This is a genomic window from Streptomyces sp. YKOK-I1 (assembly GCF_054660435.1).
This window is the reverse complement of sequence record NZ_BAAGDR010000001.1, coordinates 6,338,697-6,353,205: the sequence shown is the minus strand read 5'-3', so window position 1 is coordinate 6,353,205 and position 14,509 is coordinate 6,338,697. Positions and strand designations below refer to the sequence as shown.

Genomic DNA, 14,509 nt, shown 5'->3' with positions numbered 1-14,509 from the left:
ACCCCGCCGGCCGCCCGGCAGCCGATCTCCTCCGCCGCGACTTCCCCGAGGGCACACGGGGGACAGAGACGTCCTCGGCGTGTGCCGACAGGAGGTCGGCGATGCAGGTCACCAGGGTGCTGCAGCCCTTTCTTCCGCTCTACCGGCGTCTGCTGCCGGACCTTCCGAGCCTTCCGAACATCCCCGGCAGGCTGGCCGGGCTCTCCACGGCCCTGCTGAAGGCCACCGTCCTGGACCTCGCCATCCTCGCCGGCCACCTCCTGCTCTACCCCTCCGGCATCGCCCAGGAGCGGCGTCGCCCCGCGCTTCCGCCCGGAGAGAACAGCACATCGAACGAAAATGGCACCGCGTGCCCCACGCAGCTTCCCACCCCGGCCCCGCTCCCGGTCGTCCTGCTGCACGGTTTCATCGACAACCGCTCGGTCTTCGTCCTGCTGCGCCGCAGCCTCGCCCAGCACGGCAGGCACCGCGTGGAGTCGCTGAACTACTCGCCCCTGACCTGCGACATCCGCACGGCGGCCGAACTGCTCGGGCGGCACATAGAGGAGATATGCGAGCGCACGGGCAGCACCCGGGTCGATGTCGTCGGGCACAGCCTGGGCGGTCTGATCGCCCGCTACTACGTGCAGCGGCTGGGCGGTGACGTCCGGGTCCGCACACTGGTCACGCTGGGCACCCCGCACTCGGGCACCAAGGTGGTGCCGCTGGCGAACGCGCACCCGATCGTGCGCCAGATGCGCCCCGGCTCGGAGGTCATCGAGGAGCTGTCCCGGCCCGCGCCCGGCTGCCGTACGCACTTCGTCAGCTTCTGGAGCGACCTCGACCATCTGATGGACCCGCTGGAGACGGCCCGGATCGACCACCCCGACCTGGTCACGCAGAACGTCCGGGTGACGGGGATCGGCCATCTCGCCCTGCCCGTGCATCCGGCGGTCGCGACCGGCATACGGCAGGCCCTCGACACCTCGGAGACGGCCACGGCGGCCACGCGCGCCGGCGGTCTGACGGTGGCATGAGGTCCGCCCGGCAACCGCCCGCAGGGATTCGATAGACATTCGAGACCCGCCTCGCCTCGAACAATCTTCGAACATAAGGCCAAACCCGCGTCCGCCGTCCCCCGAAACACGGCCGATTGCCCCTTTCCTTCGAGCACGAAACCTGCGGAAGATTGTCGCGCCCGCATACCGCCGGGTACAGTCGCCGCACTGCTCTGGCAGCCCCTGTTGTCGAGGCGAGAGAGAAGTTGGTGAACGACCGTCACCCGTCGGGGACCATGACCACCCCGGCTCCGGCTTCCGACGCCGACTCCGCGCCCTACGCGTCGTACGGCACCCAGGAAGCCTCGTACGACGGCTTCACCTCGTACCACGGCTACGACACCGGCGCCCAGCACACCGGCCACTTCACGGCCGACCCCCTCTACGGCGGCCTCCCCGGCGACGCCACGGGCGCGAGCCCCGGCGACAGCGCCTACGGCACCGGGCAGTGGAACGTCGGCGCCCAGCCGACCATGGTCGACACCGGCGGCCACCAGCTCCACGACACGAGCGGCCACCACGTCCTGAACTACGACCCGTACGCGGCCCAGCACCACGCCGCCTACGACTCGGGCGCCTACGACACGACCGGCTGGCCGACCGGCCACCAGCAGCTCCCGCTCGTCCCGCCGCAGACCTCGGTGTCCGACACCGGCGGCCAGTGGGACGCGAACGCCTGGCTCCAGCCGGACCAGTCCGGCAACCCCGCCGACCAGACCCAGCACTGGGAGTGGGGCACCCAGACCTTCGAGACCGGCGCCTACGACGCCACACAGTGGAACTCCGGCGGCGACAGCGAGACCGGCGCGGCCTCCGACGCGTACGAGCAGCCGGCCGAGATCCCCTTCGACCAGCAGGCCACCGCCACCTTCGAGTCGGTCGGCCACGACGAACAGGCGTCCGACGGCGGCGCGTTGTCCGCCACCGGCGAGCTGCCCGCGGTGTCCGAGCACCCCCTCCTGGACGACCAGGAGGAGATCGCGCCGGCGCCCGCCACCCGCGCGGCCGCCCGCAACGCGAGCCGTTCCCGCCGCCGTACGCCCCCGAAGCGCTCCGCGCTGCTGACCGTGGCGGTGCCCTCGGCGTGTGTGATGGGCGTGGCCGGGATCGCCGCCGCCTCCGTCGGCACGCTGACCGGCGGCGACGACAAGGACACCACGGCCACCGCTTCGGAGGCGCAGGCGGTGAAGCCGTCCGCCGCCAACAACAAGCTGGACTCCCAGCTCGAGACGCTCAGCGCCGAGGCCGACAACTTCGCCGACCGGGCCAGCCGGACGCAGGAACGCATCGACCTCAAGGAACAGCAGGCGGCCGAGAAGAAGAAGGCGGCGGCGGAGGCGGCCCGCAAGGAGCGGCTACGCCCGAAGTACGCCCTCCCGGTCGCCCAGCGCGGACTGAGCGCCTACTTCGGCCAGGCCGGCGTCAACTGGATGTCCCAGCACACCGGCATCGACTTCCCCGTCTCCTACGGCACGACGGTGATGTCGGCGACCGACGGCACCGTACGGACGCAGTGGAACAGCGCCTACGGCAACATGCTGATCGTGACGGCGAAGGACGGCACGGAGACCTGGTACTGCCACCTCTCCACGTACCGCGTCGCCTCCGGTTCGACGGTGAAGGCCGGCGATCCGATCGCGTACTCCGGGAACTCGGGCAACTCCACCGGCCCGCACCTGCACTTCGAGGTCCGGCCGGCCGGCGGTTCGCCCATAGACCCGCTGCCGTGGCTGCGCAGCCACGGGCTGGACCCGACGTAGCGCCTGCGACTGTTCCGTCGTGAGCCCCCGCTGGGGAAGCGGGGGCTCAGGCGCGAGGTCTCAGAGCTTCTCCACCGGTGCGTACCTCAGCAGCAGCCGCTTGGGCTTGCTGTCGCCGAAGTCGATGGTCGCCTCCGCGTTCCCTCCTGTGCCCTTCACGCCGACGACCGTGCCCAGGCCGAACTGGTCGTGGGTGACGCGGTCGCCGACGGCCAGCGCGACCACCGGCTTCTCCGTCGCGCCCCGGCGGGTCGCGAAGCCGGAGGCTCCGGCGGCCGAGGACCGCGAGCGGGACGAGGACAGCGAGGCCGCCACGCCGGAGACCGGACCGGAGGACACGGGCGCGCTCGCCCCCGTCCGCTTCCAGTCCACATGGGTCGCCGGGATCTCCTCCAGGAACCGGGAGGGCGGGTTGTACGACGGCTGGCCCCAGGCGCTGCGCAGCGAGGACCGCGTGAGGTAGAGCCGCTCCCGCGCGCGGGTGATGCCCACGTAGGCCAGTCGGCGCTCCTCCTCGAGCTCCTTGGCCTGGCCGAGGGCGCGCATGTGCGGGAACACGCCGTCCTCCATGCCGGTGAGGAAGACGACCGGGAACTCCAGGCCCTTGGCGGTGTGCAGGGTCATCAGGGTGATGACGCCGGAGCCCTCCTCGTCCTCGTCGGGGATCTGGTCGGAGTCGGCGACGAGCGCGACCCGCTCCAGGAAGGCGGCGAGCCCCCCGGCGGCCGCGCCCTCCCCCTCGGCCTGCTCCTGCTCGAACTCCAGGGCCACGGCGGCGAGTTCCTGGAGGTTCTCGATGCGGGTCTCGTCCTGCGGGTCGGTGGAGGCCTGCAACTCGGCCAGGTAGCCGGTGCGTTCGAGCACGGCCTCCAGGACCGTCGCCGGGCCCGCCCCGGACTCGACGATCGTGCGCAGCTCCTCCATCAGCACGTTGAACCGCTTCACCGCGTTCGTCGACCGCGCGGCCATGCCGTACGCCTCGTCGACGCGCTTGAGCGCCTGCGGGAAGCTGATCTTCTCGCGCTGGGAGAGGGCGTCGATCATCGCCTCGGCGCGCTCGCCGATGCCCCGCTTGGGGACGTTGAGGATCCGGCGCAGCGGGACGGAGTCCTCCGGGTTGGCGAGGACGCGCAGATAGGCCAGGACGTCCCGGACCTCCTTGCGCTCGTAGAAGCGGACGCCGCCGACGACCTTGTAGGGCAGGCCGACACGGATGAAGACCTCTTCGAAGACACGGGACTGGGCGTTGGTGCGGTAGAAGACCGCTACATCGCCGGACCTGGCGTCGCCCGCGTCGGTGAGGCGGTCTATCTCGTCGGCGACGAACTGCGCCTCGTCGTGCTCGGTGTCGGCTACGTAACCGGTGATGCGCGCGCCCGCGCCCGCGTTGGTCCACAGGTTCTTGGGTCGGCGGGACTCGTTGCGCTCGATGACGGCGTTGGCGGCGGACAGGATCGTCTGCGTGGAGCGGTAGTTCTGCTCGAGCAGGATCGTCGTCGCGTCCGGGTAGTCCTCCTCGAACTGGAGGATGTTACGGATCGTCGCGCCACGGAAGGCGTAGATCGACTGGTCGGCGTCACCCACGACGCACAGCTCGGCCGGCGGCACGTCGTAGTCGTTGGGCGGGACGTCGACCGGGTGCTCGGAGGTGCCCACCAGCTCCCTGACCAGGGCGTACTGGGCGTGGTTGGTGTCCTGGTACTCGTCGACGAGGACATGGCGGAAGCGGCGGCGGTAGTGCTCGGCGACATCGGGGAAGGCGCGCAGCAGATTGACCGTGGTCATGATCAGGTCGTCGAAGTCGAGCGCGTTGGCCTCGCGGAGCCGGGACTGGTACATCGCGTAGGCCTGCGCGAGGGTCTTCTCGAAGCCGTCGCCGGCCTGGGCGGCGAAGTCCTCCTCGTCGATCAGCTCGTTCTTCAGGTTGCTGATCTTGGCGCTGAAGGACTTCGGCGGGAAGCGCTTGGGGTCGAGGTCCAGGTCACGGCAGACCAGGGCCATCAGCCGCTTGGAGTCGGCGGCGTCGTAGATCGAGAAGGAGGACGTGAAGCCGAGCTTCTTCGACTCGCGCCGCAGGATCCGTACGCACGCGCTGTGGAAGGTCATCACCCACATCGCGTTCGCGCGCGGGCCGACGAGCTGCTCGACGCGCTCCTTCATCTCGCCCGCGGCCTTGTTGGTGAAGGTGATCGCGAGGATCTGGCCCGGATGGACGCCGCGCTCGGCCAGGAGGTGGGCGATGCGGTGGGTGAGCACGCGCGTCTTGCCGGAACCGGCTCCGGCGACGATGAGCAGGGGGGTGCCGGCGTGCACGACGGCCGCGCGCTGGTTGTCGTTGAGCCCTTCCAGGAGGGCGGCCGCGTCGATCACCGGGCGGGGGGCGCCGTCGCGGTAGTACCCTCCCCCGCTCTCGGCTCCGCTCGAGCGGGGGGACCCCCATCGGTCCGGGGGCACGTCGAACTTCCCGCCGAACAGATCGTCCGGAACCGACTCCGGAACGTGATCGTCCTCGGGCGGCGGCGGGGGTTCCTCCTCGCGGCCGGCGGGGGCCTGGAGGTTCGCCAGGAAGCTGTCGTCAAAGAGGCTGCTCATCGCTCTCCGAGTCTAGGGTGCCCCACTGACAACGCGCGGCCGTCCCCCGAACATCTCCGCCCTCACCTTCCGAGGCGGCGGTATCACAGCACGTGATTCCGTGTCCTGGCTTTGCATAAGATAACGAAAATGTATCGGGCATATCGCCCATCAACCTTCACACGGACCACACGAGTTGGCTACCGTGCCGGGCAGGCCACGCGGATCCCCACCGGCGAAACCTCGCCGGGCCGTACGGCCTCCGCCGAGTCCGGTGCGCCCCTGTGCGGCAGCCGGAGCCGGGGACCCACCGAGACCCCGGGGTGAATCGGCCCGACTCCCCAGCGGGAGGCGGCCGTAGGGCGCCCTTCCGAACCATCCGCCCGAACCCGACAGCTAACCCGGTAGGCGGGAGATGGAAGGAGTCGCCTCTCTTGGCGTCGCAGCACCGCAAGCCGCGCTTTTCGGGCAGCCGCGTGGCGGGCATACGCACGCCCGCCCTGGCCACCGCCGCGCTCACCTCCGTGGCCCTGCTCTCCCAGTCGGCGAACGCCGCTCCTGCCGACGACGGCAAGCCGAGCCTGGAGGAGGTCGAGAAGAAGGTCGACGACCTCTACCGCCAGGCCGAGTCGGCGACCGAGAAGTACAACGCCGCCAAGGAGAAGACGACCAAGCAGCGCAAGCACGTCGACGGTCTCCTCGACGACGTCGCGAAGCGCACCCAGAAGCTCAACGAGGCACGGGAGGAACTCGGTTCCTTCGCCGCCGCCCAGTACCGCACCGGCGCCTCCGCGCCCGACACGGCGACGTTCCTACTGGCCGACTCCCCGCAGGACTACTTCGACCAGACCCAGCTGATGGGCCGGCTGACCGACCGCCAGAAGGGCGCCGTCGACGACTACGTCACCGAGCAGTCGGCGACGATGCGCAAGCGCCAGGAGGCCGCCGAGAGCCTCGCGACGCTCGACGACACCCAGAGCGATCTGAAGACCGCCAAGGCCGCCGTCCAGAAGAAGCTCGGCGACGCGCGCGAGCTGCTGTCGCAGCTGACGGCGCAGGAGAAGGCGCGGCTGGCGGAGATCGAGAAGCAGAAGCAGGAGGAGGCCGCACGCGAGGCGGCCGAGCTGGCCCGGCAGCAGGCGGCACAGGCCGCCCGGCAGGACACCGGCACGTCGTCCTCTTCATCCTCTTCGTCGTCTTCTTCTTCCTCGTCGTCGGACTCCTCGTACACCACCAAGGCCGAGAAGGCGCTCGCGTTCGCCCGTGCGCAGATCGGCAAGCCGTACGTCTGGGGCGCCACCGGCCCCGACTCCTACGACTGCTCCGGCCTCACCCAGGCCGCCTGGAAGGCCGCCGGCGTCTCCCTGCCGCGCACCACCTACGACCAGGTGAACGCCGGCACCACCGTCTCGCTCGCCGACGCCCGCCCCGGCGACCTGGTCTTCTTCTACGACGACATCAGCCACGTCGGCATCTACATCGGCAACGGCATGATGATCCACGCCCCGAAGCCGGGCGCGTACGTCCGCGAGGAGTCGATCTACTACGACGGCGAGTCGGGCATCCACAGCGTGGTCCGCCCGGCCTGAGCCATGTGCGGGCACGCGCGTGCAGGTCGTTTTTTGCGACTACGCGCGTGTGCCGCCGTGTGAGCCGCTTCGCGTCCTTAGCATCGGGCCCATGCCCGGCACCTCCTCCCTGCGCGCCTGGTGGGCGCGGCGTCCGCCGGCGGCCGGAGCCGCCGTGCTGGCCACCGGCGTCCTGTCCATCGGACTGCGCCTGGCGGGACACGAGATCCTGTCCCAGGCCGCGCTGGCCCTGGCCGGCGCGGCCTGGGTGGCGCTGGCCGCCGACTTCGCCGTACGGCTCCTGTGGGAGCGCCGTCGCTGGCTGGCGGAGGCGGGCACACCGGCCGGGCTGACCGCCGTGGCCGCCACGACCGTGCTCGGCACGGGCGTCTCGGCGCTGGGCCGGCAGACCTTGGCCTGGGCGCTGCTGGCGTTGGCGGCCGTGCTGTGGCCGGTGCTGATGACCGGTGTCGTACGGCAGGTCGTGCGACGCGTCATGAGCCACCGGGACCGCCGGATGCCCGGAGCCGTGTTCCTGTGCTGTGTGGCCACCGAGGGGCTAGCGGTGCTGGGCGCGACCCTGGCGAAGGCCGAGACCCTCGCCTGGCCGGCGCACACGGCGCTCGTGCTGTTCTGGCTCGGCCTGGTGCTCTACGCGGGCATGCTCGCCCTGTTCGACCGGCGGCAGGTCACCGAGGGCGCCGGGGACCAGTGGGTGGCCGGCGGGGCGCTCGCCGTCTCGGCGCTCGCGGGGGCGCGGCTCATCGACGCGGACCACGCGCTGTACCTGTGGAACGCCGACGACCGGGGCGTCCTGCGCGGGATGACACTCGCGCTGCTCGTCCTCGCCCTCGCCTCGTACGCCGTCCTGCTCGCCGCCGAGGTGCTCCGGCCGCGGCCGCGCTACGACGTGCGGCGGTGGGCGACGGTGTTCCCGATGGGGATGACGGCGGTGGCGACGATGTCCGTCGCCGGCGCCGCCGACGTCCCGGGGCTGAAGGGGCCCGGGGAGGTGCTGCTGTGGGTCGCGGTGGCGGCATGGCTGGCGGTCGCCACGGCGGCCCTGATCAACGGGTTCGGCGGATCGGTCGGGTCCGTCAGGTCCACAGGACGGCGATGAAGATGTTCGCCACGGTCAGCAGGCCGACCAGGCCGAACAGCGGCTTCTCCACCTTCTCGTCGTCCCGCTTCACATAGACCAGGCCGAGGATCACCACCAGCAGCGCCAGCTTCACCCCGATCTTGATGTTGTTCACGGGCTGGTCGTCGGCCTGGTTGAGGCCGACCAGGATCACACCGGTGACCAGCATGGTCGCCGCGCCGTGCAGCATCGCGGGCACGAAACGGGCCGTGCCCTGGCCCATCGCCTTCATCTGGGTGAGGAAACCGCCCAGGAGCGCGGCGATGCCGATGATGTGCAGGCCGACGAAAAGATGGATGAGTACGTCCATGAAGTCGGATGCTAATCAGCCCGGCCCCTGCCGCCCGACACCGGCCCCCCGTCTCCCGGCAGCCGCCCTCCCCCGGTGACCGCACTCGCATATATGCGTCCATAGCATCCCGCCACGCCGAGGCGCCCCGGAATCGCGTCATCGATCATGGCGTCGCGCGAACCCGACGCCCCCGGCCCGGCCCGCCGGGCAGAAACAGTCAGCCGGTGGTCCGCTCCCGCCTTTTCCGCACATCAGGTCACCGAACGGACACGGTCGGGCCTAGCGTCCTCCCCCAGGTGACCGGCTCCCCACCGCCGCCCGGGCCAGGGGCGGCAGTCGGACACCACCGCCGAGAAGGTCCGGCGGCGTCCCGCTCCCCCTGTGCGGGCCGCCGCCGGACACGTCAGCGCCTCCCTCGGTCGTCCGTCCGCTCCCCCGACGGCCGAGGGGCCGCCTGACCGCCGTGGGTCCGTCCGACGACGGTCGACACCCCCACGGCCGAGGCGGTCGTACGAAAGGACGTGCAGTCCCACGTGGCAGCGCACCGCAAGCCCCGACAGCGCTCGCTCGGCGGCCAGACGGCCCGTACGGCGTTCACCCTCGCCCTCGCCGGCGCGGCGACCGCCACGGCCTTCGACGGAACCGGACAGGCCGAGCCCCAGCTGACCACCGCACAGGTCAAGGTCAAGGTGGACAAGCTGTACCAGGAGGCGGAGTCGGCCACCGAGCAGTACAACGGCGCGCAGGAGAAGGCCACCGCCGCCGAACAGCGTCTTCGGACCCTGCGGGACGAGGCGGCCCGCAAGGAGGAGAAGCTCAACTCGGCGCGGGAGGCCCTGGGCACGATCGCGGCGGCGCAGTACCGCAGCGGCGGCCTCGACCCCGCCGTGCAACTGGCGCTCTCCGACGACCCCGACGAGTATCTCGACGGCGCCGCCTTCGCCGAACGCGCCGGCGACCGCCAGTCCGCCGCCGTCACCCGCGTCCGCCGGCAGTTGCGCGAGATCGAGCAGCTGCGCGGCACCGCCCGCCTCGAACTGACCTCCCTCAAGGCCCGCAAGGCGGAACTGAAGGAGCACAAGAAGACCGTCACCGACAAGCTCACCGCGGCCCGCAGCCTGCTCTCCCGGCTGACGGCGGCGGAACGCGCCCGGATCGCGGCCGACCTGGGCGGCGGCACCGGAACGGCCGACCGCGCCTCACGCGCCTCCTCCGGCGCCCGCGCGCCCCTCCAGGCGCCCGCCTCCGCCCCCGCCCCCGACTCCCGAGCGGCGGCGGCCGTCTCCTTCGCCTACTCCAAGCTCGGCAGCCCCTATGTGTGGGGTGCCACCGGCCCGAACGCCTTCGACTGCTCGGGCCTGGTCCTGGCCGCCTACCGCTCCGCCGGGGTCTCCCTGCCCCGCACGACCTACGCCCAGATCGGCGTCGGCCACCGCGTCCCCCGCTCCGAACTCCGCCCCGGCGACCTGGTCTTCTTCTACTCCGGCATCACCCACGTCGGCCTCTACATCGGCAACGGCCGGATGATCCACGCCCCGAACCCCTCAGCCCCGGTACGCATCGCCCCCATCGACGAGATGCCCTTCGCGGGCGCGACCCGGGTGGTGTGAGCCAGTCACACCAGCCGTCGTGCCGTCGCCCAGCGCGTCAGCTCATGACGGTTGGACAACTGGAGCTTGCGCAGCACCGCCGACACATGGGACTCGACCGTCTTCACCGAGATGAACAGCTGCTTGGCGATCTCCTTGTACGCATAACCGCGGGCGATGAGACGCAGCACCTCGCGCTCGCGCTGGGTGAGCCGGTCGAGGTCCTCGTCGACCGGCGGGGCATCGGTGGAGGCGAACGCGTCCAGGACGAACCCGGCGAGGCGCGGCGAGAAGACGGCGTCGCCCTCCTGCACCCGGAAGATGGAGTCGACCAGATCGGTGCCGGTGATCGTCTTGGTGACATAGCCGCGGGCACCTCCGCGGATCACCCCGATCACGTCCTCGGCCGCGTCCGAGACGGACAGGGCGAGGAAACGCACCGGCTGTTCGGCATCGGCCATCAACGAGGCGCAGCGGCGCAGCACTTCGACCCCACCGCCGCCGGGCAGATGGACGTCGAGCAGGACCACCTCGGGCCGGGTCGCGGTGATGACGGTGACCGCCTGGTCGACGTCCGCCGCCTCGCCGACGACCTCGACGCCCGTCTGCTCGGTCTGGCCGATCTCGGCCTGCACACCGGTGCGGAACATACGGTGGTCGTCGACCAGCACCACCCGCACGCGCCGCCCGCCCGTGCTCTCGCCGGAGGTCGGCGCCGGCTCGGGCGCGTCCCCCGCTGCCGCCGCCGCGTTCATCTCGGTCGGGTCGCTCATGACGTCTTCTCCGCCCTCTCCATCTCCAGCTCGACCTCCGTGCCGCCGCCCGGCACCGCCCGCAGCCGGGCCGTGCCGCCATTGCGCTCCATACGGCCGATGATCGATTCTCTAACGCCCATGCGGTCGGCGGGTATCGAGTCCAGGTCGAAGCCGGGGCCACGGTCCCGGACGGACACGAAGACCGCCCTGCCCTCGACTTCCGCGTACACCTGCACGGCGCCGCCCTCGCCACCGTACTTGGCGGCGTTCACCATCGCCTCGCGCGCGGCCTGCATCTGTGCGCCGACCCGCTCGTCGAGCGGGCAGTCGCCGACGACCACGACCTCGATGGGGACGCCGTGCTTGTCCTCCACCTCGGCGGCGTTGCGCCGGACCGCCTCGGCGACCGTCGCCGGCTCGTCCTCCTCGTCCTTGCCGGTGCCCTCCGGTTTGTAGAGCCAGGTGCGCAGGTCGCGCTCCTGGGCGCGGGCGAGACGGCGCACCTCGCCCGCGTTCTCCGCGTTGCGCTGGATCAGGGTCAGGGTGTGCAGCACGGAGTCGTGGACATGGGCGGCGACCTCGGCCCGCTCCTGGGCCCGGATCCGCATCAGACGCTCCTCGGAGAGGTCCTGGGTCATCCGGACCAGGTAGGGCCCGGCGAGGAGGGTGATGCCGACGAGGACGGCGAGCGCGGCCTGGAGGACCGAGCCGAGGTGGGCGGCCGAGCCCTGGAGGACGAAGATGCCGGAGACGCCGGCGGTGACGAGGAGGACGCCCGCGCCGGCCCGCAGCAGCGTGAGCGTGCGGCGTCTGCGCCCCACCTCGACCCAGCGGGCCCGGCGGGCGTTGTCCGCCTGGCGCCAGACGAGGGCGACGCCCGCGCCGACCAGGACGGCGGGCAGGAGATAGGCCTTGGCGCCGCTGCCCAGGTTCACATTGCCGACGAAGACCAGGGCGACGACGACCATGAGGAGCAGGGCGACGATCTGGCCGCGGTCCGGTCTGCGCGGGACGAGTCTGCGACGGCCGTCGGGCGCGGTCTCGGTGGAGACCAGGGACGGCGGCCTCTGGTCTCCGACGCCGCCGACGCCGAGCGGTACGAAGAACCAGAAGGCCGCGTAGAGCAGGGCGCCGAGGCCGTCGGCCATGAACAGGCCGACGAAGACGAGCCGCACCCACACGACGGGCAGCCCGAGATGCCCGGCGAGCCCCCGCGCCACGCCACCGAGCCAGCGTCCGTCGCTGCTGCGGTAGAGCTTGCGCGGCGGCCGCGGTTCGACGAGTGGCGCTGCTGCGGCTTCCGGCATGCCAACGATGGTCACACAGCGTGCGGGCCCGGGCATCAGGGTTCGTCCCCGAGACGCCCCTGATCTTCGGCCCCCGCGGAGGTCGAACGCCTCCCGGGCGTTGGCTCAGGGCCGATATCAGGGTCCGACCAGGGTCGTTCCGACTGCCGCCGGGGCCGCGGGCCCGCCACCATGGACCCATGGAAAATCACCAGCACGCCGCGGACGCCGTGCCCGACGGGGGCACCGCGCCCGACGCGGCCGCCCCGTCCACCGGCGCCCGGGGCGCCGCGGGTGAGAAGCCTCGCGCGCACGGGCAGGCGGGCGCGCCCGCGCACGGAGACAGGGGAGCAGACGGCGCCGAGGGCGCCAGGGGTGTCGAGGGTGTCGAGGGGTCCGACAGGTTCCGGCGTGACCGGCAGTACAAGATGCTCGCCGGGGTGTGCTCGGGGCTGGGGCGGCACTACGACATGGATCCGGTGATCTTCCGGATCACACTCGCGGTGCTCTCCGCGACGGGCGGCATCGGCCTGATCTTCTACGGGTTCGCGTGGCTGTTCGTCCCCTACTCCGACGACGAGCAGCACGAGGTGCGCAAGCTGCTCACCGGCCGGGTCGACGGCCAGGCCCTGGCGGCCGTGCTGTTCGCGCTGGTCGGCTGCGGCGTGTTCCTGTCGATGCTGAACAACGGCAGTGTGCTGACCTTCGCCGTGGTCCTCTCGCTCCTGCTCGCGGGGGCCGGGTACTGGTCGCGGCACCGGGGCTCCGCCGACCCCGATCCGCTCGCGGCGCAGGCCGTCGCCGACGCCCCGCCGGAGGCCCAGGCACCGCCGGTTCCGGCCTCCTATCCCTCCTGGTGGCGTGACCCCATCGTCAAGGACGGCACCCATGACGGCGGCACCGGCTATCTGTGGGGTCCCCGGGACTCCTGGGGGCGGGACATCGCGGCGGCCGTCAATGTCAGCCTCAGCGGCCACCCGGGCGCCCGCGAGCACATACGCGTCCCGCCCGGCCGCTCCCCCGCTCCGCGCGGCCCCCGCTGGACGGGCGGCTGGGTGTTCCTGCTGGCCGTGCTCGCGGGCGGCCTCGTCACCCGGCTCACCTGGGACGACCATCCGCTGGGCACCAGCCTGCAGGCCGGGCTGGCCGCCGCGCTCGTCGTGCTCGGCGCGGGGATCGCGATCAGTTCGTTCCTGGGGCGCACGGGCGCGGGGTCGGTGTTCCTGGCGCTGGTCACCGCCGGCCTGCTGGCGGGTTCGGCGGTCCTGCCCAGGGACGTGAGCACGCACTGGGTCGAGCGGACCTGGCGGCCGGCGGCGGTGTCGGAGGTGGGAAGGGCCTACGACCTCGGCACCGGTGACGCGACGCTGGACCTGTCCCGGCTGGACGTGGCCAAGGGACAGACGGTGCGCACGAACGCGGAGGTGGGGGTGGGCCGGCTGCGGGTGATCGTGCCGCCGGACGTGACGGTGAGGCTGAGCATCGACGTGGGGCTGGGCGATGTCCAGCTGCCCGGCGAGAACAAGGAGGACGTGGACGTGGAGCCGGGCAAGCACAGGACGATGACGCTGCCGCCGGTGTCGGGCAGCGAGGACACGGCCGGGAGGGTCGACCTGGACCTCCAGGTCGGGGTGGGACAGGCGGTGGTGAGCCGTGCTGCGTCATGAGTTCCAGCCCGGCAGGCTGGTCGCGGGCGCGTTCTTCACCCTCGCGGGTGTCATCTACGCAGGTGACGCGGGCGGGCTCTGGGAGACCCCCTGGTTCGCGGTCATCCCCCTCGTCGTGGTCGGCCTCTTCCTGGCCGGTGTGACGGGCGTGGCGGCCCGGTCCCTGCGCAGACGGCGTCGCGCCGACCGGGCCACGCCCACCGGGGCCACGGGAGCGCACACCGGCGGCAGACCGGTGTGAGGCGAGTCAGTCCAGGCCGCCTGCTCGCTGCCGGCGCCGGTTGTGCCAGAGCGCGTCGAGCGAGAGGTAGGGGGCGCCGGCGAGGACGAAGGGGAGCCAGGCCATCAGGTAGATGAGGTCGTTGCCGTAGTAGTACGGGTCGGAGGCCCAGCTCACCGTCAGCCAGAGGGAGAGGGAGATCAGCGCGCCGCCGAGAGCGGCGAGCCGGGTGAGGAGGCCGATCAGGACGCCGATGCCGACGGCGAGCTCGCCGAGGGCGATGGCGTAACCGAAGCCCACCGGGTTCTTCAGGGCCAGGTCGACCAGGGCGGGGATGGCCGAGGAGTCACGGACGGCACGCATGGTGTCGCCGATCGAGCCCGCGCCGCCGTCCTTCATGAAGGCGCTGTCGGTGAGCTTGTCGACGCCGGCGTAGATGAAGGTGACGCCCAGGAAGATCCGTAGAGGAAGGAGAGCGTAGTGGGTGGCGGTGTCCCGCCAGCCCCGGCCGCCGCCCTGGAGGTAAGGAGGATAGGTGTCCGTCCGCATACCGTGAGTCATCGCCCGTAGCCGCCTCTCGCCCTGAGTGGTGGGACCCCTCACCAGACCATACGTACGAAATG

Annotated in this window: 12 protein-coding genes and 1 riboswitch; of the genes, 7 read left to right on the top strand and 5 right to left on the bottom strand. The window is 71.7% G+C overall.

Translation table 11 applies throughout. The annotated features are described in order from the left end of the window. Window positions 1–101 precede the first annotated feature (101 nt). The gene (locus tag ACYQ8Q_RS28325) at window positions 102–1,016 is read left to right on the top strand and encodes an esterase/lipase family protein (RefSeq protein ID WP_460068673.1); all 915 of its coding nucleotides are present in this window, start codon (window positions 102–104) and stop codon (window positions 1,014–1,016) included. Window positions 1,017–1,246: 230 nt separating this feature from the next. Continuing rightward, window positions 1,247–2,797: a M23 family metallopeptidase gene (locus tag ACYQ8Q_RS28320; RefSeq protein WP_460068672.1), complete on the top strand. Its 1,551-nt coding sequence runs from the start codon at window positions 1,247–1,249 to the stop codon at window positions 2,795–2,797. 60 nt (window positions 2,798–2,857) lie between these two features. On the opposite strand, the gene pcrA is transcribed toward ACYQ8Q_RS28320, so the two are convergent. Then, the gene (pcrA, locus tag ACYQ8Q_RS28315) at window positions 2,858–5,389 is read right to left on the bottom strand and encodes a DNA helicase PcrA (RefSeq protein WP_460068671.1); all 2,532 of its coding nucleotides are present in this window, start codon (window positions 5,387–5,389) and stop codon (window positions 2,858–2,860) included. 232 nt (window positions 5,390–5,621) lie between these two features. Next, a riboswitch (cyclic di-AMP (ydaO/yuaA leader) is annotated at window positions 5,622–5,794 on the top strand. Window positions 5,795–5,802: 8 nt separating this feature from the next. Here pcrA and ACYQ8Q_RS28310 point away from each other — a divergent pair. Both ACYQ8Q_RS28310 and ACYQ8Q_RS28305 read left to right on the top strand, forming a co-directional pair. Continuing rightward, on the top strand, window positions 5,803–6,957 hold the full coding sequence (locus ACYQ8Q_RS28310) for a C40 family peptidase (protein ID WP_460068670.1): 1,155 nt from the start codon (window positions 5,803–5,805) through the stop codon (window positions 6,955–6,957). 91 nt (window positions 6,958–7,048) lie between these two features. Beyond that, on the top strand, window positions 7,049–8,056 hold the full coding sequence (locus tag ACYQ8Q_RS28305) for a tellurite resistance/C4-dicarboxylate transporter family protein (protein WP_460068669.1): 1,008 nt from the start codon (window positions 7,049–7,051) through the stop codon (window positions 8,054–8,056). Here the strand turns inward: ACYQ8Q_RS28305 and ACYQ8Q_RS28300 are convergent. Further along, window positions 8,034–8,387, bottom strand: coding sequence for a hypothetical protein (locus tag ACYQ8Q_RS28300; RefSeq protein ID WP_359287446.1), 354 nt, complete (start codon window positions 8,385–8,387; stop codon window positions 8,034–8,036). The genes ACYQ8Q_RS28305 and ACYQ8Q_RS28300 overlap by 23 nt on opposite strands. Window positions 8,388–8,902: 515 nt before the next feature. Here ACYQ8Q_RS28300 and ACYQ8Q_RS28295 point away from each other — a divergent pair. Beyond that, the gene (locus tag ACYQ8Q_RS28295; RefSeq protein ID WP_460068668.1) at window positions 8,903–9,979 is read left to right on the top strand and encodes a C40 family peptidase; all 1,077 of its coding nucleotides are present in this window, start codon (window positions 8,903–8,905) and stop codon (window positions 9,977–9,979) included. 5 nt (window positions 9,980–9,984) lie between these two features. Here the strand turns inward: ACYQ8Q_RS28295 and ACYQ8Q_RS28290 are convergent, their stop codons facing one another. Then, the gene (locus ACYQ8Q_RS28290; protein WP_460068667.1) at window positions 9,985–10,731 is read right to left on the bottom strand and encodes a LuxR C-terminal-related transcriptional regulator; all 747 of its coding nucleotides are present in this window, start codon (window positions 10,729–10,731) and stop codon (window positions 9,985–9,987) included. Continuing rightward, window positions 10,728–12,020, bottom strand: coding sequence for an ATP-binding protein (locus ACYQ8Q_RS28285; RefSeq protein WP_460068666.1), 1,293 nt, complete (start codon window positions 12,018–12,020; stop codon window positions 10,728–10,730). Before ACYQ8Q_RS28285 ends, ACYQ8Q_RS28290 begins: the two co-directional genes overlap by 4 nt. Before the next feature lie 179 nt (window positions 12,021–12,199). On the opposite strand from ACYQ8Q_RS28285, the gene ACYQ8Q_RS28280 reads away from it, so the two are divergent. Then, window positions 12,200–13,666 (top strand): PspC domain-containing protein, encoded by a 1,467-nt coding sequence (locus tag ACYQ8Q_RS28280; RefSeq protein ID WP_460068665.1) that lies wholly within the window; start codon window positions 12,200–12,202, stop codon window positions 13,664–13,666. Next, window positions 13,653–13,907, top strand: coding sequence for a hypothetical protein (locus ACYQ8Q_RS28275; protein WP_460068664.1), 255 nt, complete (start codon window positions 13,653–13,655; stop codon window positions 13,905–13,907). The genes ACYQ8Q_RS28280 and ACYQ8Q_RS28275 overlap by 14 nt, the downstream gene beginning before the upstream one ends. 6 nt (window positions 13,908–13,913) lie before the next feature. On the opposite strand, the gene ACYQ8Q_RS28270 is transcribed toward ACYQ8Q_RS28275, so the two are convergent. Next, window positions 13,914–14,447 carry a DoxX family protein gene (locus tag ACYQ8Q_RS28270; protein WP_460068663.1) on the bottom strand — a complete coding sequence of 178 codons (534 nt, stop codon included), beginning with the start codon at window positions 14,445–14,447 and terminating at the stop codon, window positions 13,914–13,916. Window positions 14,448–14,509: the final 62 nt, after the last annotated feature.

What these genes read in the sequence shown, in the direction of transcription:
- ACYQ8Q_RS28270 (WP_460068663.1), bottom strand. Translation starts at nt 14,447, where the DNA reads ATGACTCACGGTATGCGGACGGACACCTATCCTCCTTACCTCCAGGGC.
- ACYQ8Q_RS28285 (WP_460068666.1), bottom strand. Translation starts at nt 12,020, where the DNA reads ATGCCGGAAGCCGCAGCAGCGCCACTCGTCGAACCGCGGCCGCCGCGC.
- ACYQ8Q_RS28300 (WP_359287446.1), bottom strand. Translation starts at nt 8,387, where the DNA reads ATGGACGTACTCATCCATCTTTTCGTCGGCCTGCACATCATCGGCATC.
- ACYQ8Q_RS28305 (WP_460068669.1), top strand. Translation starts at nt 7,049, where the DNA reads ATGCCCGGCACCTCCTCCCTGCGCGCCTGGTGGGCGCGGCGTCCGCCG.
- pcrA (WP_460068671.1), bottom strand. Translation starts at nt 5,389, where the DNA reads ATGAGCAGCCTCTTTGACGACAGCTTCCTGGCGAACCTCCAGGCCCCC.
- ACYQ8Q_RS28325 (WP_460068673.1), top strand. Translation starts at nt 102, where the DNA reads ATGCAGGTCACCAGGGTGCTGCAGCCCTTTCTTCCGCTCTACCGGCGT.
- ACYQ8Q_RS28290 (WP_460068667.1), bottom strand. Translation starts at nt 10,731, where the DNA reads ATGAGCGACCCGACCGAGATGAACGCGGCGGCGGCAGCGGGGGACGCG.
- ACYQ8Q_RS28280 (WP_460068665.1), top strand. Translation starts at nt 12,200, where the DNA reads ATGGAAAATCACCAGCACGCCGCGGACGCCGTGCCCGACGGGGGCACC.